This is a genomic window from Chlorobaculum sp. 24CR (assembly GCF_004118635.1).
GTDB lineage: Bacteria > Bacteroidota > Chlorobiia > Chlorobiales > Chlorobiaceae > Chlorobaculum.
On the sequence record NZ_SDGU01000034.1, the window covers coordinates 1 to 19,876 of the forward strand.

The following is a 19,876-nucleotide window of genomic DNA, read 5'->3' on the forward strand; positions in this document are numbered from 1 at the left end:
CTGCTGAACAACGGGAACGGCCCCTTTGCCGAAAAGGTCGATTATGCGACGGGTGATAGGCCGTATTCGGTGACGAGTGCGGACGTGGATGGCGATGGCGATGCCGATATGCTGGTGGCAAACCACAATAGCGACACGGTGTCGGTGCTGCTGAACAAGGGGAACGGCACCTTTGCCGAAAAGGTCGATTATGCAACGGGTCATGTGCCTGAATTGGTGACGAGTGCGGACGTGGATGGCGATGGCGATGCCGATATACTGGTGGCAAACCTTTCTAGCGATACGGTATCGGTGCTGCTGAATACCTCAACATTTGCCTTGTCTGCGGTACCTGTTGCGCCTGAGCAAACTTCGGTGTTGGTCTCTCCTGCCATCGTCATCAACGATCCAGATGGCGACGCATCGTGGAATGGTGGTACGTTGCAGGTGCAGGTTGTTACCCATGCCGAAATTGCGGACAGCCTTTTTCTGCCTACCGGCAACCCCGGCGGAAATGGTGTTTGGCTCGATCCCTCCGGTAACCAGGTGATGGCTGGCGACGTGCAGATTGGTACCGCCGATGTCGTGTCGGTATCGAACAACGCCGAGTGGACGCTGACCTTCAACGCCAACGCGACGAATGCGTTGGTGCAGGAGGTTGCTCGTTCGATGCAGTTCACCAACAGCAGCGATGATCCGGGCACGGACGAGCGGGTCGTAAGGTTCACGGTGACCGATAAAGAGGGTGAGGCGTCGCATGTGGATCAGGCGGTCAGAGTCGAAGCAGTGAATGATGCGCCAACGGGCGAGGTGACGATTACAGGTACACCGATCAAAGGGGATACCCTGACCGTCGATACGTCTGATCTTTCCGATGCCGACGGTCTCGGTACGTTCTCATACCACTGGTATGCCGATGGCGTAGCGATTACGGGAGTGACCGGCGAAACGTATCTGCTTACGGAAGCGGAAGTTGGCAAGGCGATGACGGTCGATGTGAGCTATACAGATGGTCATGGAACAGCGGAACACGTCACGAGTGAAGCGACCGATGAGGTGCTGTCGATAGCTTACTCGCTCGATGGAACAGTCACGTTCTGGAAGTCCGGAGCGCCGGTCGAGGGGGTTGCCGTAGCGCTCGAATCCGGGACGGTATCGGTCGATGATGTGAGCGGGCCGGATGGCCAGCTTTCATTCGATGGCGTGATCGATGGAGAGTACGAGCTGTCGGCGCTCAAAATGCCGGACGAGAGCGTGTCGGATGCAGTTGGTTTTACCGACGTGCTCGCGGCGCTGAAGGTGAGCCTCGGCATGAACCCGAACCGGGATGGCAGCGCCGTCAGCAACTACCAGTATCTGGCGGCCGATGTGAACCATGATGGCAAGGTGAAGGTTGGTGATGCTTTTGATATTCTCAAGATGGTGGTTGGTCTGGATTCTGCGCCAGCTTCGGAGTGGCTGTTTTTCGGATCGGAGATTGGCGATGCCACCATGTCGAGGAGCAGTGTCGAGTGGCCAGCAGACTTCTCGCTCGCCCAGGACTCCGAACTCAACCTCGTCGGTGTCATCACGGGCGACGTGAACGGAAGCTGGGTCGCCGAAGCGGTCTGAGCCTGCGCATCGTTTTCTCCCTGTTTTTCCCTCGCCTTCCGTTCAGTTGCTGGATGGCGAGGGTTTCTATCTTTTCCTATATTTCCGCAACGAGAACGCCCCCGCCGCCGCGTTCGTGAAATTTCAGGCGGGATGACTTTTTTCTATACCCTCATGGAACCTCAATTCTCTTCAGTCTGCTGCATCGATTCCGGGGCAGGCTCTGGTCAGTATAATATGGAGTTCGACATGCGGCTCATGCGGGCGTTTGCCGATGGGGCGTTCCAACAGGCGTTTGGCGAGGGGAGTTGCCTGTGGCGCTTCTATCGGTGGTCGCCTCCGGCGGTGTCGCTTGGGCGGAACCAGAATCCGGCGGAGATCGACCGGGAGCGGTGCCGCGCCGAGGGCGTTGATGTGGTGGTGCGGCCCACCGGCGGGCGGGCGGTGTTTCATGCCGATGAGCTGACCTATTCGTTCTTCGCGGTCACGCCGCTGCCGAACGAGGTGATCTACCAGATGGTGCACGAAACCATCGCGCGGGCGCTGTCGAGCGTTGGCGTCGAGGCGGAGTTCTGCCGGTCGCAGCCTGACTTCCGGGCGCGGTACGCATCCCCCGAATCGGTCTCCTGTTTCACAGCCTCGGCCCGCTACGAATTGCAGGTCGGCGGGCGCAAAATCGCTGGCTCGGCGCAGCGGCGCAACGGAAATGTCATCCTCCAGCACGGTTCTTTGCCGCTTTCCGCGCGTCATCGGCAGATTTCGCGTTATCTTGCAGGTGCGTCCCGCGAACTCGTCGAGGCGGTTGATGCCGACATGGAGCGCAAAACCGCCTCACTCGACGAGTTCTCCGGCGCGGGCTACGCCGATCTCGTGCAGCTCCTCATCGCCGAAGCGGGGAAGTCCGCCGGATCGGGCGCGAAACTCTTGACTTCCGGGGAGATCGAACGCCTCGAAGGATTTCATCAATCACTCTAACTGACGACCGTCATGAACCAGCCCTCTGGCAATAAATTGCCCCACGTCACGACCCGCCGGATGCTCGATATGAAAGAGCGCGGCGAGAAGATCGCCATGCTGACCGGCTACGACTACACGATGGCCCGGATTCTCGACCGCTCCGGGGTGGACGCGATTCTGGTCGGTGATTCTGCCAGCAACGTGTTCGCCGGGCACAACACCACGCTGCCGATCACCGTTGACGAGATGATCTACCATGCCAAGGCGGTGGTGCGCGGCGCGCAGGCCGAGACGAGCCGCGCGATGGTGATTGTCGATATGCCCTTCATGAGCTACCAGCTTTCGCCGGAGGATGCCGTGCGCAACGCGGGCAAGATCATGAAAGAGCACGAGTGCGACGCCGTCAAGATGGAGGGTGGCAAGGTGATCGCCGAGGCGGTCAAGCGGATCACCGACATCGGCATTCCGGTGATGGGCCACCTCGGCCTCATGCCGCAGTCGATCTACAAATATGGCAGCTACAAGGTGCGCGCCATGGAGGAGGAGGAGGCCCGCCAGCTCATGGAGGACGCGAAAATCATCGAAGAGGCCGGAGCGTTCGCCATCGTGCTCGAAAAGATTCCCTCGAAACTGGCCGGAGAGGTGAGCCGATCGCTGACCATCCCGACCATCGGCATCGGCGCGGGGTCGGAGTGCGACGGCCAGGTGCTGGTCATCAACGACATGCTCGGCCTCAGCACCGACTTCCGCCCGCGCTTCGTCCGGCGCTACGCCGACCTCTCGACGGTGATCGAACAGGCGGTTAAAAGCTATGTCGAGGATGTGCGCAGCAACAGCTTCCCGTCTGAAGACGAGAGTTACTGAAGAGGGCGCTGAAACCGTATTGATCAGTGTTTACCGATTGCATGATTTCATGAATCGATTATTTTGCAAAACAATCTGCGCCATCTCGCCCCCGGCATTTTCTCTGCGGCGGCAGGTTTGGCTTAGGCTGGTGAACTCGCCAGATGAATGATTTATATGGGAACAGAAGAAAGAAAAGCTCGACAGAAACGCTATCCGCCGGTTTTGCAGGATGGCGGTGAGCGGCCCCAGCGGCGATTCCCCTTTGTTTCGCGCTCATTCGTGCCTTCCGCTTTCACGGTCATGAACATGGTATCGGGCTACGTCTCCATCGTCATGGCGGGCGAGGGCAGCTTCATCATTGCGGGCTGGCTCATCTTTCTTGCGGCATTTTTCGACACCATCGATGGCTTCGTTGCGCGGCTCACCAACAGCTCGTCCGAATTTGGCGTGGAACTCGATTCCCTCTCCGACCTCGTCTCTTTCGGGGCCGCGCCCGCTTACCTCGTTTACAAGTTCGGTCTCGAACAGCTCGGTATGCCGTGGGGGCTGCTGTTCAGCTCGCTGTTGATGATCGGCAGCGGACTGCGGCTCGCTCGGTTCAACATCAGCCTGATCGGTTACAACAAGGACTCCTTCTCCGGCCTTCCGACACCGGCGCAGGCCATGACCGTCTCGGCGTTTGTGCTGTGGATGCAGGCAGAGCCGCTGCTCTCGGTTCCGCAGCTTCAGCGCGTGCTGACCATTATGTCCGTCGTGCTTGCGGTGCTGATGGTCAGCAAGGTGAACTACGACGTGTTGCCAAAACCGACGCTCGACTCGTTCCGCCGCCATCCCGTGCAGATGATCCTGTACGTCATCGCGATTTTCTGTGTGCTGGTCTTTCAGGCCAAGGCTTTTTTTGTGGCCATGTTATTGTATATTCTGCTCGGAATCGCCAGGTCGCTGACCCGCACCGTTCAGCAGTGGCAGCTCTGACGCGAAATTCCGGCCTCCTCAACCTGCAACGTAACCATTGCTATGGCATTCAAGGCTAAGATCAAAGTGACCCTCCGTCCCTCGATTCTCGACGTTCAGGGGAAGGCGGCGCAACATGCGCTTGAAAATCTCGGATATTCGAGTGTCGAGTCGATCCGGATTGGCAAATACATGGAGGTGACTATCGACGAAGCGTCCCAGGCAGAGGCCGAGCGCGTCTGCTCGGAAATCTGCCAGAAGCTCCTGTCGAACCCGATCATGGAAGATTTCAGCTTCGAACTGGAACCCGTCAACTAAACTCCGCACGCTCTTATGGCTGATGTTACCGTTGGAATCGTGGTTTTCCCCGGTTCGAACTGCGATCACGACACCGAATACGCCGTCGCGTCGTTTCCCGGCGCAAAGCCGGTGATGCTCTGGCACAACGACCACGACCTGAAGGGGTGCGACGCCGTCATCCTGCCCGGCGGCTTCTCCTACGGAGACTATCTCCGCTGCGGCTCCATCGCCCGCTTCTCGCCTCTCATGCGCGAGGTGATCGACTTCGCCGCCAAAGGACGCCCGGTGCTCGGCATCTGCAACGGCTTCCAGGTGCTGGTCGAATGCGGCCTGCTCGAAGGGGCGCTGATCCGCAACGCCGGACGGAAGTTCGTCTCTCGCCAGACCACCATCAGCGTCGCCAACAACGCGACGATCTTCACCGACCGTTACGAAAAGGGCGAGGTGCTGCGCGTGCCGGTGGCGCACGGCGAGGGCAACTACTACGCCTCGCCCGAAACCATCGAGAGCCTCGAACAGAACGGGCAGGTGGTGTTCCGCTACACCGACGCCGAGGGCAACGCCACGGAGGAGGCCAACTTCAACGGCTCGATGAACAACATCGCCGGAATCGTCAACCGGCAGGGCAACGTGCTCGGCCTGATGCCGCATCCCGAACGCGCCAGCGAAAAGCTGCTCGGCTCCGAGGATGGCCGACGGCTCTTCGAGTCGCTCTTCGGTCATCTCGGCGGAGCGTAAGCCGGCCTCTCGATGGGCATGAACGACACATCGCAGAAGGCCCGGATTTTCTCCTGGCTGCTGTTCGATTTCGCCAATACGTCGTTCAGCGTCATGATGGTGACGTTCGCCTTTCCGCTCTACTTCAAAAACATTATCTGCCAGGGCCAGCCCCGGGGCGACGCGCTCTGGGGCATGAGCGTCAGCATTTCGATGCTGCTCGTGGCGCTCATCTCGCCGGTGCTCGGCGCAGAGGCGGACTACTCTGGCCGCCGCAAACGCTTCCTTTTCGCCTTCACGCTGATGGCGGTGGTCTCGACGGCGCTACTCTCCTTTTCCGGGCCGGGCATGGTGCTGTTCGCGGCGGCGCTCTTCATCCTCGCCAACATCGGCTTCGAGGGGGGCCTCGTTTTCTACGACGCCTGGCTGCCGGAGATCACCTCGCCGCGCAGCATCGGCAGGGTCTCCGGCTACGGCTTCGCGATGGGCTACCTCGGCGCGCTGGCCATTCTGCTGGTCAGTCTGCCACTGCTTTCGAAGGGGATCGTGCCCGCCAACATTCCGAACCTGAAGCTCAGTTTCCTCATCGTCGCGCTCTTTTTCGCCGTGTTCTCCGCGCCGATTTTCCTGATGCTGCGCGACACGAAAGGCTCGGCGGGCGCGACGAGCGGCGGCGAGCGGCGGCGCGAGCGCGGCTCCTCGTTCGCGCACTCGATCAGGGAGGTCGGCTACACGATCCGGCATATCATGAACTACCCCGATCTGGCGCGCTTTCTGCTCGCCTACTTTTTCTACAACGACGCGATTCTGACGGTTATAGCCTTCTCCTCGATCTACGCGCAGAATACGCTCGGCTTCACGACCGGCGAGCTGATCACCTTTTTCATGACCGTGCAGACCACGGCGATTTTCGGCTCGGTGGTGTTCGGCTTCATCACCGACAAGATCGGCCCGAAGCGCACTATTGTCATTACGCTGTTTATCTGGTTCGTGGTGATTCTGATGGCGATTTTTTCGATGAGCAAGGAGACCTTTTTCATGACCGGCCTGGTCGCCGGAATGTCGATGGGTTCGTCGCAGTCGGCCTCGCGCTCGCTCATGGCCCGGCTGACGCCAAAGGAGCACGTCACGGAATTTTTCGGCTTTTACGACGGTAGTTTCGGTAAAGCGTCGGCGATTATCGGCCCGCTCGTGTTTGGCATCGTCTCCGCCCAGGCCGGAAGCCAGAAGATCGCGCTCGCCTCGCTGCTCGTTTTCTTCGGCCTCGGCCTCTTGATTCTCACCGGCGTCAGGACGCGAGCCACCGCCGAAGCCGCGCCGGAAGCGTCACGCATCGAGTGATGGCGGCCTCACCTCAAACAATCAAAGGATCGCACACATGAACGATGGATCGATGCCGGATAACTTCGGTAAAGAGCGCGGCTGCGTAGAGTGCCATACAATGAGCTGCTACCGGATGGAGAAGCGCTTGCCGGACGGCTGCCTCAGCGCGGCGATTGGCAAGGAGCAGCTCGACGAGAGCCTCGATCTCTACCGTGGCGACGGCATCGATGCCCGGATCGCCCGCGCCGCCGCCGAAGTCGAGGGGCTGTACTACGGAAAGCTGACTCGCGCCGAGGAGATTGTCGCCTTCGCCCGGCGAATCGGCGCAAAAAAGATCGGCCTCGTCACCTGCGTCGGGCTTGCCGGAGAGGCGCGAATTTTCGCCAGGATTCTCGAAGCGCACGGATTCGAGCCCTTCTCGGCGCTTTGCAAGGCGGGCGCGGTGGACAAGAGCGAAATTGGCATCGACGAGGAGCTGAAACTCAAACCCGGAAGCCACGAATCGCTCTGCAATCCGGTGATGCAAGCGCGCGTCATGAACGAAAAACCGACCGACCTGAACGTCGTGATCGGCCTCTGCGTCGGCCACGACAGCCTCTTTATGAAGCACTCCGACGCCCCGGTCACGACGCTCATCGTCAAGGATCGCGTCCTCGGCCACAACCCCGCCGCCGCGCTCTACACCTCCGGATCGTATTACAAACGCCTGATGGATTCCAGCCGTGAGCTGTAGACCGGGAGCTGTATCGTGACTGGCGCGATCAACTTGTATGCGTAAAATCGGTATTGTATTGTTAAGTTTTAACGAGACGCTCATTTCAGCCAGCACCGGTGATGCAAAGGAATTTATTTCAGGAAATACGGCAGCTTGTTGCAGCGAAAGAGGTTATCATTTCGAGTCATGGGTATGACGAACTTGCCGCTGACAATATTTTCGTGCAGGATGTGCTGGACTCGGTTAATTCCGCCACGGTGGTGGAAGAGTATCCGGATTTTCACAAAGGCCCTTGTGTCTTGCTGTTGCAGAAAGACAGAGATCAAAAACCGGTACACGTTGTTTGGGGAATACCCAAAGGGAAAACTTCTCCTGCGGTGCTGATTACTGCATACCGGCCAGACCCTGACCGCTGGGAAGAAGATTTTACAAGGAGGAAGCGATGAACGGAAGAAAAGTCAAGAAACTTCTGCACGAAGGGAAGTATGCCGCCGAAATTGAAATCGAACTTATCGATTCGGAAGAGGGGTGGGCGCCATACATCAGCCTCGAAGATGCCTTGAAGCTCGATCAGGTAAGGGCGGCTTTGCGCTCTGGTGATGTCGCGACGGCGCTGCGATACGGCAAGGTTTACAAATTGTCGCCGGTTGCTGCTTGATGATGATGCCGCAGGTATTCTGAACTATGTAAACAAGATCGATTTTATCGAAATGAAAACTTTTTTTCTGTTTCTGATGCTGGCGCTGCTTTCAATGCCACTGCCAGCCGTGTCGCAAAACGCTGTTGCCGAGGAGCCGGAGAAGATTGAAGCCCCTGCTGGCGTCGGCTCGATCACGGTCAGAATTACCGGTTTGCGCAGCAGTGACGGCAATCTTTACGTGGCGTTGTTCAATGCGAAAAAGGGCTTTCCCGGCAAGTTCGACCGGGCGATCAGGAAAACCCAGATTCCGGCGAGCGGCGCGGAGCACGTGGTGGTTTTCGGGGATGCGCCTTTTGGCGTGTACGCGGTTGCGGTTCAGCACGACGAGAACGGCAACGGCAAGCTCGACAGCAATTTCCTCGGAATGCCGAAGGAGGGGGTCGGCACCTCGAACAATCCCAAATCGAAATTCGGCCCGCCCTCGTTTGATGACGCCTCCTTCGTGCTTGACAAGAAAACGATGGAGCTGAACGTCAATCTGCGGTATCTCTGAAAATTCAAGCGTTTAGGTGACTCATGGGTGTTCTCGAAGCGGTTTGTGTCAGTGTTGAAAAAGGGACGGTCAAGCTGCCGGTTCCGTCCGCCGAACTTCGGGAAAGTTGGGGGATCGAGGGCGATGCCCATGCGGGCGAGTGGCACCGGCAGATTTCGCTGCTGGCGGGGGAGAGCATCGACGTGGTTCGCGAAGTGCTGCCGGAACTCGAGTACGGCATGTTCGGCGAAAACCTCGTGACGCGGGGCATCGAGCTTGTCGCGCTTGCCGTCGGCGACCGGTTGCAGGTCGGCGAGCAGGTTTTGCTGGAAGTCACGCAGATCGGCAAGGAGTGCCACAATGGCGGCTGCGTCATCCAGCAGGCCACCGGCGACTGCATCATGCCGCGCGAGGGCATTTTCTGCCGGGTGCTGGCGGGGGGCATGGTAGCGCCGGGGAGTTCGGTGGAGGTTCTACAGGTCGAATAGGAGTGATGGAACGGCAGAAGAAACCGTGCTCTGGATTTTCAATTCATAATTCATAATTCATAATTCTCCTCACCCCCCGATTCGCGACATGCTCGATGCGGCGGTGTCGTGGCTGCTTTTCAGGCCGTCTTTGGGTTTTTGTTGCACGGCTTCGACAATCCGCTGTTTGATCTCCTCTTCATTCATTTCACCCTTCAGGGCTGGCGCGAGGTCGATGCTTTCGTGGTGGTAGAGGCAGCCGATCAGTTTGGCGTCGGCGGTGATCCGGAGTTTCGAGCAACTGCTGCAAAAGTTGCGCGAGAAGGCCGGGATGATCGCTATCGAGCTGCGATGGCCGGGCAGCCGGAAGCTGTAGTGCTCGGTCGAGTGGCCGGTGACCGCTTCGAGTTCCGGGTATGCAACGACGAGCCGCTCGCGGATCATCTCCGCGCCCATGAACCGGCCGGTGCGCCAGATCTGGCTGTCGTCGAAAGGTTGCAGCTCCATGAAACGCACGGTGACGTCGTGGTTGCGCGTCAGCTCGACGAATGCCGGGATTTCGTCGCTGTTGATGCCTCGCAGCATGAGCGTGTTGATCTTCACCGTGAGGCCGGGCGTGGCGAGCAGCCGGTCGAGCGCCTTGCGGACTTGCTCGAAGCGGTCGCGCCTCGTGATCGAGAGGAACTTGTCGCGGTCGAGGGTGTCGAGGCTGAGATTGACGCCATCCAGCCCGGCCTCGACCAGCGCTTCGAGTTGCCGGTCGAGCAGTACGCCGTTGGTGGTGAGCCGGATGGTGTCGATGCCGGGCGTCGTTTTGGCGATCCTGACCAGCTCGGCAATGCGGGGGTGGAGCAGCGGCTCGCCGCCGGTGAAGCGTATTTTCCGGACGCCCATGCCGCCGAAGAGCGCGATGAGCTGCGCGGCGTTGGCGGTGGCGAGTTGCCGGATTGCTTCCGGAGCTTCATCTTTCAGGCAGTAGGTGCAGCGCAAATTGCAGGCGCTGGTGACGGCGATGCGCACGTAGTCGATGGTGCGCCCGAACCGGTCGGTCAGCTCCGCGCGGCTTTGTCCGGCATCTCGCGTCATCGCTTGTATCCGTTTCCCATCATCCGCAGGGCTTTACCGAGCGCTTCGGGATCGTTGGCATTGAAGAGCGCCAACGGGTTGTGTGGTTCGACAAGCGCCACCCGGTTGCTGCACAGAAACGAGCGGAGCGAGTCGTTGCCTGAAGCGTGCGCTTCGAGAAGGCGGCGGCGCGATTTTGGCTCGTAAATCGTGAGCAGCGGCTCCGGGACTCCGTCGCCCGCCGCGAACGCCGTGGCGAAGCGGAACGGATTTCGCGCTTCCGTGAGCGCTGCAATTACCGCTTCGTCGAGCAGTGGAAAGTCGCACGCCGCCACGAGCCAGCCAGCGTGCGAACGTTGGCGCTGTGCGGAGAGGAGGCCGCCGAGTGGCCCCATGTCGAGATAGCTGTCGGCGATGGCCGCAAAATTCGCGCTTGTCGCATAGTTTTCAACCTGTTCGGCCCGGCAAGAGATGAACACTTGATTGCAGACGTCGCCAAGCAGCGCTGCCGTGCGTTCGAGCTGGTTCGGGCCGTGGTAGTTGAGCGTCGCTTTGTCGCGGCCCATGCGCGAGCTTTGACCCCCCGCGAGCACGAGGCCGTGGAGTGGCATGGCTTCGGCGCGTTTGCGGAACCACTCCTCCACGAAGATGCTGATCGCGGGCACGTCATCCCGGTGGAACAGCGGCAGGTCGAACCGTTCGAGTTCGTCGCTGTTTCCGTCGTGCACGAGCGCGAGCACCTGCGGGATTGCGTCGCTTTCAAGCATCGGCAGTACGGCGCGGTCGCGATCCACCATCAGCAGCTTCGGCGCCGGCAGCTCTTTCAGCCCTTCGATGAAAAGCAAATCTGCCGACAGCACGGAACCGGCAATGTCAAGCCGATCCGATCCCTGCGAGATGAGCGCCTCTTTTTCGCGGTCGGCGATCAAAACCGGCACGGCCCCCGCTTTGGCGAAACGGTCGGAGTCTTTGCCTTCGCGGTCGATCTCGAAGCGGTGGCAGCCGTGCTTGAAGGCTGCCACCTCGAATCCATTTTCCGAGAAGCGGCGGATCAGCTTTTCGACGAGGGTGGTCTTGCCGGAGCCGGAGAGGCCGCAGAGGGCTATTTCAAAGGGATGAAACATCTTGTCGCGTTGTATCAAAATGCGTTTGCCCACGGAAGCCACGAGCAGGTGACGAGCGATCCGGCGGGGAGCGGTTCTGGCGACGCTTCGGCTTCGATCAGGCAGTCGGCTCCACGGAGCGCGGTGAGCATGTGCGAGTCGGTTTGCTGCGAAATGCGGCAGCGAATTTCTCCATGTTCAATCTGCGTCGCGCCGAACAGGAAGCGGTGGCGCTTGCGGTCGGCGGGGAACGGCTCGTCGAGCGTCGCCGTGAACTTCGGCGCTGGCGTCGCGCCCTGCATCAGCGCGAGGGCGGGGAGGGCGTATTCGAGGAGGCAGACCAGCGCCGAAACCGGGTTGCCCGGCAACGAGAAAACAAGCTTGCCCGAAGCGGTCGAGCCGAAATAGAGCGGTTTGCCCGGTTTCAGCGCGACTTTCCAGAACTTCTGCTCCACGCCAAGCTCGCCGAGCGTTTCGTGCATGAAGTCGAACTCGCCGGTCGAGATGCCGCCCGCCGTGACGATAACGTCCGACTCCGCGATGGCCGCAGCCAGCGCCTCGCGAATCGCCTCCCGGTCGTCCCGCAACTGGCGCGTCTGTGTGACCTCGGCTCCGGCGGCTTCGACGCACGCTTCGAGCAGCGGCAGGTTGCTGTTGTAGATGGCGAGCGGCTCGATCGGTTCGCCGGGCAGGCGCAGCTCGTCGCCGACCGTGATGATCGAGACTCGCGGCTGCGGCCTCACGAGCGCCGAAGCGACGCCGAAGGTGGCGAGCAGGCCGATCTCGGCAGGCGTCACGCGGGTTCCGGCGGCGGCGAGCAATGCGCCTGCGCCGACCTCCTCGCCCGCGTGGCGGATGTTCGCGCCCTGTTTGGGCGCTTTGTAGAACTCCACGGCGTCGCTCTCGAAGCCGCTGGTTTGCTCAAACGGCACGACGGTGTCGGCCCCCTCCGGCACGGGCGCGCCGGTCATGATCCGGGCGCAGGTTTGCGGCGCGAGCGGTTCTGTCGAAAGTGCTCCGGCGGCAAGCTCCTGCGAGACCGGCAGCGTGACGGGCGCGTCCTCCGATGTTCCGGCGATCTCGTTGTGCCTGACGGCGAAGCCGTCCATCGCGGCGTTGGTGAAGCGCGGCATGGCGAATTCGGCGAGAATCTCTTCGGCGAGCACGCGGCCACGGAGCTGGCGCAACGGCGCGGCAACCGCCGGGCCGCATGGCGTGAGCGTGGCGGCGATGATTTCGTGAGCTTCGTGAACGGTGATCATGCGTGGCCCTCCCCTTTGAGCATCGGAAATGCGTGGAAAATACCAGGCACAATCGCTTCGAGCGCGTCCCTGGCCGCGCCCGCGCTGCCGGGCAGGCAGACGAGTACCGTGCTGCCGATCAGCCCGGCGGCGAGCCGCGAGAGCATCGCGGTTCGGACTTTGCCCTGCCCCCACCGGAAAAGCTCCTGCTCCACGCCCGGCAGCCGCCGGGTGAACTTCGGCGCGAGCGCCTCGATGGTCAGGTCGCGAGGTCCAAGTCCCGTACCGCCGGAGGTGACGACGAACTCGACCCCCTCGCCGATCCACGCCTCGACCGCCGCGACGATCTCTGCCGGTTCGTCCGGCACGACGCTCATAGCTTCGACCGCGCATCCCGCTTTTTCAAGTCCCTCGCGCAAGATCGCGCCGGAGCGGTCGGTGGCGCGGCCCGCGGCGATGGAGTCCGACATGACAAGGATCGCCGTGCGCGGTCGGTACTCCGCCGTCGCCGCAAGCGCCGACTTGCCGCCGGTCTTCTTTTCGAGCCGGACGGCGGAAATTTCCATCGTCTTGTCCACCGCCTTGCACATGTCGTAAATCGTCAGCGCCGCCACCGACACGGCGGTCAGCGCCTCCATCTCCACGCCGGTCGATTCCCGCGTGACGACGGTCGCCGCAATGCCGATAGCGTCGTCGCGCAGCTCGAAGTCGATGTCGATCCACGAAAGGTTGAGCTGGTGGCAGAGCGGGATGAGCGCCGAGGTCTGCTTGGCGGCCTGGATGGCCGCAATTTTCGCGGTCGCCAGCACGTTGCCTTTCGGCAGCTCCCGCTGGCGGAGCAGCGCGATGGTTTCCGGCTGCATCACGACGCAGCCCGAAGCGCGAGCTTCACGCCGCGTCGGCGGTTTGCCGGAAACGTCCGCCATGCGGACCATGCCGCTGTCGTCGAGGTGGGTGAATTCCATGATTACAAGATTTGGCTCGACCGTATCCGGGGCGCACTGCCATCCGGAATACGGGATAAAAAAAGCGGTTTCCAGGCAGTCGGTTTCCTTTCCGCCCGGAATGCTCCCGAATATAGGCAATCTTCACTTTTTTTCACCCGGTTGCGCATCGAGCGAGTTTTTTCCACGGCTCTGGCGCATTGTTACGTTTTTATGCGTTCTGGGCAAATGCTTGGAACTCATTCAAAAAAATAGGAGTATTATGAGGAAGAAAACGAAAACCCCGGCTCTTTTGATGCTTGGGGTTCTCCAAAGAAGAGCGTAATTTCTTCAATCAAAATCACACGAATATGGGAACCAGAGGACGTGAAATTGTTGGCGAGAATATCGAGCGGGTGCTTGAGCTTCTCACCAAGGCATTTGCCGACGAGTGGCTTGCCTATTACCAGTACTGGATCGGCGCCAAGATCGTTGAGGGGCCGATGAAGGACGCGGTCATTGCGGAACTTTTGCAGCACGCGGCTGACGAGTTGCGGCACGCCGACATGGTGAGCCTGCGCATCATTCAGCTCGGCGGCACACCGCTGACCAGCCCGAAGCAGTGGTTCGATCAGACCAACTGCGGCTATGACGCTCCGGATGACAAGTTCGTCAAGATGATCCTCGAACAGAACATCTCCGGCGAGCAGTGCGCCATTACCACCTACAACAGCATCATCCAGGAGATCGGCATGAAAGACCCGGTCACCTACAACCTCGCCGTGCAGATTCTCCAGGACGAGGTCGAACACGAAGAAGACCTCCAGTCCCTGCTCGAAGACCTCGGCGTCTTCCTCCGGAAATGATTTTCAGTTCATCATTCATAACTCATAATTCAACATTCGTTTATGCCGACAACGCACGAAAATCTGAAAAACGCATTTGCTGGTGAAAGCCAGGCATTCATGAAGTACACCACCTTCGCCGAGAAAGCCGAGAAAGAGGGCTTCAAGAATGTGGCCAAACTCTTCCGCACCACCGCGCAGGCCGAGCGCATCCACGCGCAGGGCCACATGGCCGCGGACGACGCCATCGGCTCGACCGCCGACAACCTCGAAGTCGCCATCGGCGGCGAGACCTACGAGCACAACGAGATGTACCCGCCGATGTTCGAGCAGGCCGTCGCCGAGGGGCACAAGGCCAAGCGCATGTTCGGTTACGCCGTCGAGGCCGAGAAGGTTCACGCCGAGCTGTACCGTAAGGCGTTCGAAGCGGTCAAGGCTGGTAACGACATCACCGAAACCGAAATCTGGCTCTGCCCGGTCTGCGGCCACATCGAGCTTGGCGCGCCGCCGGAGCACTGCCCGATCTGCAACGTCAAGGCTTCGGTCTATGTGCAGATCGCCTGATTGCCCAGCCTGAGCCGATACTGTTCACGCCCTCCGGCATCACCGGGGGGCTTTTTATTTTGCGCCTCGGAATCGGCAGAGATTTTTAGGAGGCTGTCTCAAAAGGTTATCCGGAACGCTGTTTTTTGAGGATCAACGTTTTCTCCTCTGTCATTCTGAACGAAGTGAAGAATACAGTTTTTTTCGAGCAGCACGATAATTGACTTATTTGAAAGACGTTGCGTGACCTCTCTGGATTCTTCGCCCGACTTCGTCGGACTCAGAATGACAAGAAAAACAGAAGGAATAGCGCCCATAAATGACTCGGTTTTTGCTTTTGAGACGGCCACTTTCAGGAATGCCTGAAAATATCGCAACAACAGGGCCGCCACGGAGGAGTGCCCCTATCGGGAATACGAGGTGATAGCGTTCTTTTTGGGGCTGATTCGACCGATCCGAACGATGGACTTGGTGGACGGAAACGGCCTGCCGGGAAGGGAAGGGGCGCATTTTCCCGAACCCGGCGCTCGCGGCTTTTGCGGCAGACTTGCCGACTTTTTTTATCTCGATGAAGTTCTCTACCTTGAACTTGCGGTGATCGGCATGGCCGGAACATCGACTCGCGCAGGCTTTTGAATCGCAACAGAATTTCATGACGGAGACCAAAGACAGCAGCACAGATGCGGGCGGGCGGCTGCACGATGCGGCACACTCGGCATCCGCGTTTTTTTCGTTCATGTGGCGGCACTTCGTTCACGACCGCGTCATCATGAGCGCCGGTTCGCTCGCGTTCCAGACGCTGCTTTCGCTGGTGCCGCTCATGGCGGTGACGCTGTCGATTCTGAAGGTGTTTCCGGTCTTCGCCTCGCTCAAGCACCAGATCGGCGATTTTCTGTTCCAGAACTTCGCGCCCGCCCAGGGCTCGATTCTGAAAGGGTATCTGTGGGAGTTCATCGACAAAACCTCCTCGCTCTCCACCGTCGGCGGCATTTTTCTCGTCGTCATCACGCTCTTCCTGATTTCGACCATCGACCAGACGCTCAACGACATCTGGGAGGTGCAGACTCCGCGTCGGCGTTTGCAGGGCTTCACGCTTTACTGGACGGTGCTGACGCTCGGCCCGCTCTTCATCGGCACCAGCGTCGCGGCCAGTTCGTTCGTCTGGTATTCGGTGCTCTCCGGCGCGGAGCTGCTCGAAATGAAGGTGCGGCTGCTCTCGTTCGTGCCGTTGTTCAACACCACCATCGCCTTTTTTCTGCTCTACATGCTGGTGCCGAACCGCAAGGTTCGCTTTATCCATGCGCTGGCCGGTGGCGTACTGGCTGCCGTGCTTTTCGAACTTGCCAAGCGGTGGTTTACCTTTTACGTGTCGAGTTTCGCCACCTTCGAGCACATTTACGGCGCGCTCTCGGTGGTGCCGATGCTCTTTTTCTGGATATACCTCGAATGGGTGGTGGTGCTGACCGGCGCGGAGTTCGTCTTTTCGCTCGGCTACTTCAGGCCGGCGGCGAGCCAGGCGCGGGAGTTCGATCCGTTGCAGGGAGTGCCGGAGGTGGTCGCCGTGCTGCGTTCGGTGTGGCTTGCGCAGGCTTCGGGAAGCTTTATTACCGGTAAAAAACTTCTCGCGTCGGAAAATAGTGGCGACCGTAGTAAATTGGGCCTTGCCGTCGAATTTCTGAAGCGCAGCGCAGTGCTGCACCAGACCGCCGACGGAGGACTTGCCATCAGCGCGGATATTCACGCCATGACGCTGTTCGATCTCTACGCCAGCCTGCCGAGGGAGCTTTTCAACGGAGATGGGTGCATGGATGACGGGCAGGGGAGTGGCGAATTCGAGCCGCTCCGAGCCGAACTTCGCGAGGCGCTCAGGGGCGCGATGCAGACGCCGCTGATTGCGCTCTTGAACGGACAGCTCTAAAAACCTGTTGCGCGGCTCGATTGCTACGTTGGGTGGTGCTCGAAATCTGTTCCCCGGCTTGAAAGCCGGGGCAACGTGAATGCAAGAGTTCTGAATGTCCGAAGGGTTGAAACCCTTCTGAAGAGCTCCGGTTTCTCTGCTCCATTCGTCTTTCTAGGCAAGTCGGGATCACGACGTTTTTTAGAAGTGTCCTAACGATTCAACCGAAAAGGATTCATGAGTTATCAGGTCATAGCGCGAAAGTACCGTCCGGCGCGGTTTGCCGACATTACCGCGCAGGAGCACATTACCGGCACGATCCAGAACTCGCTCAGGATGGGCAGGGTCGGCCACGGCTACATCTTTTCGGGACTTCGCGGGGTGGGCAAGACCACGGCGGCACGTGTTTTCGCCAAAGCGGTGAACTGCGAGCGGATGATCGAGGACCCGAAGTACCTCAAGGAGGTCACCGAGCCGTGCGGCGAGTGCGAGAGCTGCCGCGACTTCGACGCCGGGGCGAGCCTGAACATCTCGGAGTTTGACGCCGCCTCCAACAACGGCGTGGACGACATCCGCCTGCTTCGCGACAACGTGCGCTACGGCCCGCAGAAGGGGCGCTACCGCGTCTATATCATCGACGAGGTGCACATGCTCACGACGGCGGCCTTCAACGCCTTCCTCAAAACGCTCGAAGAGCCGCCGCCGCACGCGATCTTTATCTTCGCCACCACCGAGCTGCACAAGATTCCGGCCACCATCGCCTCGCGCTGCCAGCGCTTCAACTTCAAGCGCATCCCGCTCGACCGCATCCAGGGCCAGCTTCAGCAGATTTGCGACGCCGAAGGGATCACAGCCGATGCCGACGCGCTTCAGCTCGTGGCCCGCAAGGCGCAGGGGTCGATGCGCGACGCGCAGAGCATCCTCGACCAGGTGATCGCCTTCGCCCTCGACAGCGAAGGGGAGCGCGTCATCCGCTACGAAAAGGTCGCCGACCTGTTGAGCTACATCGACGACGAGCACTTCTTCATGGTGACGGAGGCCATCGCCAATGCCGACGCTGCCGCGATGCTCGACCTGGCGGGCATGGTGAACCGCAACGGCTACGACGAGCAGGATTTCATCGAAAAGCTCATCGAGCATTTCCGCAACTTCCTCATCATCCACAATCTCCGTTCGAGCAAGCTCATCGAGCGCCCGGAGCCGGTCAAGGAGCGCTACCAGCGCGACGCCTTGCGCTTGACGCCGCAGGCGATCATGGCGATGACCGACTTCCTCATGCAGACCCAGCGCGAGCTGAAGTTCTACGCCGAGCACCAGTTCCGCTTCGAGCTGGCGCTGCTCAAGCTCATCGAGCTTGGTCGGGGAACTTCGCAGATGGCAACCGCTCCGGCGGACGAAAAAAAAAAGCCTGAGCCTGTAACTCCGCCCTCGGCGTCCGCTCCCGCAACTCCATCGAAGCCTGCGGCCTCCGCCCGCCGCCCGAAAGCAGCGCCCGCTCCGGAATCCAGCGCAACCCCGTCCGGATTGCCGCCGGTGCCTGAACCGCCGACCGCGCCTCCGGCAGGACGCGCCGCCGCGCGTCCGCAAGGCGCAAAAGCGGCGGGATCGATCGACTTCGGTTCGTGGAAGCAGAGCTTCTCCAAATTCGGTAGCAACGCCGACCAGCATCTTCCGGCGATGAACCGCCAGCGCGTCGAGGAGAGCGCGGACCACGCGGAGAGCGGCGCGCCGGTGGCCGTGCTCGAACAGTTGCGCATGGAGTGGGGCCGCTTCCTCGAACACCTCTCGGCGAGGGGATTGCAGGTGCTGGTGTCGCATCTGCACGCCAGCGAGCTGGTATCGTGCAGCCCGTCGGGCGTCGTGCAGCTCGGCTGCTGCCGGAAGTTCTCGTACGAAGAGCTTCAGCACGACTCGGCCCTGCTCGAAAGCGAGCTTGCCGAATTTTACCGCTTGCCGCTCAAACTCGCCGTCCGCTACGACGCCGAACGCGATGCCTGCACCCGCGAAAAAAGCGTCTTCACCATGTTCAAAGAGCTGTCGGAAACGAACGAACTCGTGCGCTATCTGATCAGCGATTTTGGCGCGGAGCTGGCGTATTGACGGGGCTGATAATGGATAAAGGAGCGGTAGGGGTAGGCCTTGCGCCTGCCCGGCATCGGGGTTGGGGTCGAACATTCCCGTCGGTTGGAGAATTATTGTTAAACAACTAATTCCAATGGATTTACGTGTCTGTTGAGATTTTCTTTTTCTGCTTCCTGTTGTAATGGCGTACTGATTTTGATACATTTGGCCATGAACACACAGAAACTCGAAGTCCGGTTTTTCAGAAGCGATGTTGGCAATGAGCCGGTTCGCGACTGGCTGAAGGAGTTGTCAGCGGCAGACCGGAAAACAATCGGTGAGGACATCAAGACCGTCCAGTATGGCTGGCCTCTTGGTATGCCGCTTGTTCGGAAAATGGAGAAGGATTTATGGGAAATTCGTATTCATCTGCATGACCGGATTGCCAGAGTGCTGTTCACCGTATCGGATAATGTGATTGTCCTGTTGCACGGTTTCATTAAAAAATCACAATCAACGCCAAAAGCCGACCTGCAACTGGCGCTTAAAAGACTCAGGAGTACATGATGAAAGCTGAAAATATCGGCAGCAGTTTCGATGATTTTCTTCAGGAGGAGGGACTTTTCGATGATGCGAACGCGGTGGCGATCAAGCGGGTGATTGCCTGGCAGATCGATCAGGAGATGAAAACGCAAAAACTCACGAAATCAGCAATGGCAAAAAAAATGCGCACCAGCCGAGCCGCGCTGAATCGTTTGCTCGATGAGACCGACACCAGCCTGACGCTGACAACGCTTTCTCGCGCTGCGACAGTGCTCGGAAAGAAATTCCGAATCGAACTGGAGGGGTGAATGTTAGTTTTACAGATAGGTACGCAACCGTTTTCGTGAACATCAAAAACTTCACAGCTATTTCATACGGTATTATTTCTGCTAAAACAAATGAAATATCTTATAGTGAATAGAAAGATGGAGTGTTACCTCCATTTTGGTATGCGAATTTCACTTGAAATATCGTTTATAATTTTTTTTATGTCATTAATAAAATTAATCTTATCTATAGCGTCATGGTAATATACCGCTTGTTTGAATCTCTATGGGATATATTCCCCGAAGCTCTGCTTCGTTAAAGATAAAAGTGTAATAATTGAGCACATATATTCATAAAAGTCATAATGT

24 protein-coding genes are annotated in these 19,876 nt (G+C 59.2%); 19 read left to right on the forward strand and 5 right to left on the reverse strand.

From position 1 onward, the window contains the following. The first annotated feature begins 3 nt into the window (after positions 1-3). The 12 genes from EST62_RS07700 to EST62_RS07755 all read left to right on the forward strand — a co-directional run bounded on the left by EST62_RS07700 (position 4) and on the right by EST62_RS07755 (position 9,041). Positions 4-1,590, forward strand: coding sequence for an FG-GAP-like repeat-containing protein (locus tag EST62_RS07700; protein WP_371414686.1), 1,587 nt, complete (start codon positions 4-6; stop codon positions 1,588-1,590). A 153-nt stretch (positions 1,591-1,743) separates the two neighbouring features. After that, positions 1,744-2,544, forward strand: coding sequence for a lipoate--protein ligase family protein (locus EST62_RS07705; protein WP_245153535.1), 801 nt, complete (start codon positions 1,744-1,746; stop codon positions 2,542-2,544). A gap of 12 nt (positions 2,545-2,556) precedes the next feature. Then, on the forward strand, positions 2,557-3,390 hold the full coding sequence (panB, locus tag EST62_RS07710) for a 3-methyl-2-oxobutanoate hydroxymethyltransferase (protein WP_129051522.1): 834 nt from the start codon (positions 2,557-2,559) through the stop codon (positions 3,388-3,390). Between the two features lie 156 nt (positions 3,391-3,546). Next, positions 3,547-4,347 (forward strand): CDP-diacylglycerol--serine O-phosphatidyltransferase, encoded by an 801-nt coding sequence (pssA, locus tag EST62_RS07715; protein WP_129051523.1) that lies wholly within the window; start codon positions 3,547-3,549, stop codon positions 4,345-4,347. Positions 4,348-4,389: 42 nt separating this feature from the next. Continuing rightward, on the forward strand, positions 4,390-4,644 hold the full coding sequence (gene purS / locus EST62_RS07720; RefSeq protein WP_129051524.1) for a phosphoribosylformylglycinamidine synthase subunit PurS: 255 nt from the start codon (positions 4,390-4,392) through the stop codon (positions 4,642-4,644). Positions 4,645-4,659: 15 nt separating this feature from the next. Then, complete coding sequence (gene purQ / locus EST62_RS07725) at positions 4,660-5,364, forward strand: phosphoribosylformylglycinamidine synthase I (protein WP_129051525.1); 705 nt, start codon at positions 4,660-4,662, stop codon at positions 5,362-5,364. 12 nt (positions 5,365-5,376) lie between these two features. Beyond that, positions 5,377-6,684, forward strand: a complete 1,308-nt coding sequence (locus EST62_RS07730; protein ID WP_129051526.1) for an MFS transporter — start codon at positions 5,377-5,379, stop codon at positions 6,682-6,684. A 37-nt stretch (positions 6,685-6,721) separates the two neighbouring features. Next, positions 6,722-7,399, forward strand: coding sequence for a DUF1847 domain-containing protein (locus tag EST62_RS07735; protein WP_167599245.1), 678 nt, complete (start codon positions 6,722-6,724; stop codon positions 7,397-7,399). Positions 7,400-7,500: 101 nt separating this feature from the next. Continuing rightward, a complete protein-coding gene (locus tag EST62_RS07740; RefSeq protein ID WP_129051527.1) occupies positions 7,501-7,827 on the forward strand; it encodes a DUF4258 domain-containing protein in 327 nt (108 codons plus the stop codon). Further along, positions 7,824-8,039 carry a hypothetical protein gene (locus EST62_RS07745; RefSeq protein WP_129051528.1) on the forward strand — a complete coding sequence of 72 codons (216 nt, stop codon included), beginning with the start codon at positions 7,824-7,826 and terminating at the stop codon, positions 8,037-8,039. Before EST62_RS07740 ends, EST62_RS07745 begins: the two co-directional genes overlap by 4 nt. A gap of 52 nt (positions 8,040-8,091) precedes the next feature. Next, a complete protein-coding gene (locus EST62_RS07750) occupies positions 8,092-8,574 on the forward strand; it encodes a DUF2141 domain-containing protein (RefSeq protein WP_245153538.1) in 483 nt (160 codons plus the stop codon). A 23-nt stretch (positions 8,575-8,597) separates the two neighbouring features. Further along, entirely contained in the window at positions 8,598-9,041 is a 444-nt protein-coding gene (locus EST62_RS07755; protein WP_129051529.1) for an MOSC domain-containing protein, read from the forward strand. A 69-nt stretch (positions 9,042-9,110) separates the two neighbouring features. Here the strand turns inward: EST62_RS07755 and moaA are convergent, their stop codons facing one another. From moaA to moaCB, 4 genes are read right to left on the reverse strand one after another with little or no spacing between them, the layout of a single operon-like run. Further along, entirely contained in the window at positions 9,111-10,106 is a 996-nt protein-coding gene (gene moaA, locus EST62_RS07760) for a GTP 3',8-cyclase MoaA (RefSeq protein WP_129051530.1), read from the reverse strand. Then, a complete protein-coding gene (gene mobAB, locus EST62_RS07765; protein WP_129051531.1) occupies positions 10,103-11,209 on the reverse strand; it encodes a bifunctional molybdenum cofactor guanylyltransferase MobA/molybdopterin-guanine dinucleotide biosynthesis adaptor protein MobB in 1,107 nt (368 codons plus the stop codon). The genes moaA and mobAB overlap by 4 nt, the downstream gene beginning before the upstream one ends. A 14-nt stretch (positions 11,210-11,223) precedes the next feature. Further along, positions 11,224-12,450, reverse strand: coding sequence for a gephyrin-like molybdotransferase Glp (gene glp, locus EST62_RS07770; RefSeq protein ID WP_129051532.1), 1,227 nt, complete (start codon positions 12,448-12,450; stop codon positions 11,224-11,226). Next, a complete protein-coding gene (gene moaCB, locus EST62_RS07775; RefSeq protein WP_129051533.1) occupies positions 12,447-13,394 on the reverse strand; it encodes a bifunctional molybdenum cofactor biosynthesis protein MoaC/MoaB in 948 nt (315 codons plus the stop codon). The genes glp and moaCB overlap by 4 nt, the downstream gene beginning before the upstream one ends. Positions 13,395-13,723: 329 nt before the next feature. Here moaCB and EST62_RS07780 point away from each other — a divergent pair, with 329 nt between their 5' ends. Beyond that, the gene (locus EST62_RS07780) at positions 13,724-14,218 is read left to right on the forward strand and encodes a ferritin-like domain-containing protein (protein ID WP_129051534.1); all 495 of its coding nucleotides are present in this window, start codon (positions 13,724-13,726) and stop codon (positions 14,216-14,218) included. A 42-nt stretch (positions 14,219-14,260) separates the two neighbouring features. Then, positions 14,261-14,761 carry a rubrerythrin family protein gene (locus tag EST62_RS07785; RefSeq protein ID WP_129051535.1) on the forward strand — a complete coding sequence of 167 codons (501 nt, stop codon included), beginning with the start codon at positions 14,261-14,263 and terminating at the stop codon, positions 14,759-14,761. A 98-nt stretch (positions 14,762-14,859) separates the two neighbouring features. On the opposite strand, the gene EST62_RS07790 is transcribed toward EST62_RS07785, so the two are convergent. Further along, positions 14,860-15,132: a hypothetical protein gene (locus EST62_RS07790; RefSeq protein WP_129051536.1), complete on the reverse strand. Its 273-nt coding sequence runs from the start codon at positions 15,130-15,132 to the stop codon at positions 14,860-14,862. A gap of 70 nt (positions 15,133-15,202) precedes the next feature. On the opposite strand from EST62_RS07790, the gene EST62_RS13485 reads away from it, so the two are divergent. The 5 genes from EST62_RS13485 (at position 15,203) to EST62_RS07810 (ending at position 19,549) form a co-directional block, all read left to right on the forward strand. After that, positions 15,203-15,376 (forward strand): hypothetical protein, encoded by a 174-nt coding sequence (locus EST62_RS13485; protein ID WP_167599246.1) that lies wholly within the window; start codon positions 15,203-15,205, stop codon positions 15,374-15,376. Between the two features lie 16 nt (positions 15,377-15,392). Then, on the forward strand, positions 15,393-16,658 hold the full coding sequence (locus tag EST62_RS07795; protein WP_129051537.1) for a YihY family inner membrane protein: 1,266 nt from the start codon (positions 15,393-15,395) through the stop codon (positions 16,656-16,658). A gap of 216 nt (positions 16,659-16,874) precedes the next feature. Next, positions 16,875-18,737, forward strand: coding sequence for a DNA polymerase III subunit gamma/tau (gene dnaX, locus EST62_RS07800; RefSeq protein ID WP_129051538.1), 1,863 nt, complete (start codon positions 16,875-16,877; stop codon positions 18,735-18,737). 192 nt (positions 18,738-18,929) lie between these two features. Further along, complete coding sequence (locus EST62_RS07805) at positions 18,930-19,265, forward strand: type II toxin-antitoxin system RelE/ParE family toxin (RefSeq protein WP_129051539.1); 336 nt, start codon at positions 18,930-18,932, stop codon at positions 19,263-19,265. Continuing rightward, positions 19,265-19,549, forward strand: a complete 285-nt coding sequence (locus EST62_RS07810) for an XRE family transcriptional regulator (RefSeq protein WP_129051543.1) — start codon at positions 19,265-19,267, stop codon at positions 19,547-19,549. The genes EST62_RS07805 and EST62_RS07810 overlap by 1 nt, the downstream gene beginning before the upstream one ends. Positions 19,550-19,876: the final 327 nt, after the last annotated feature.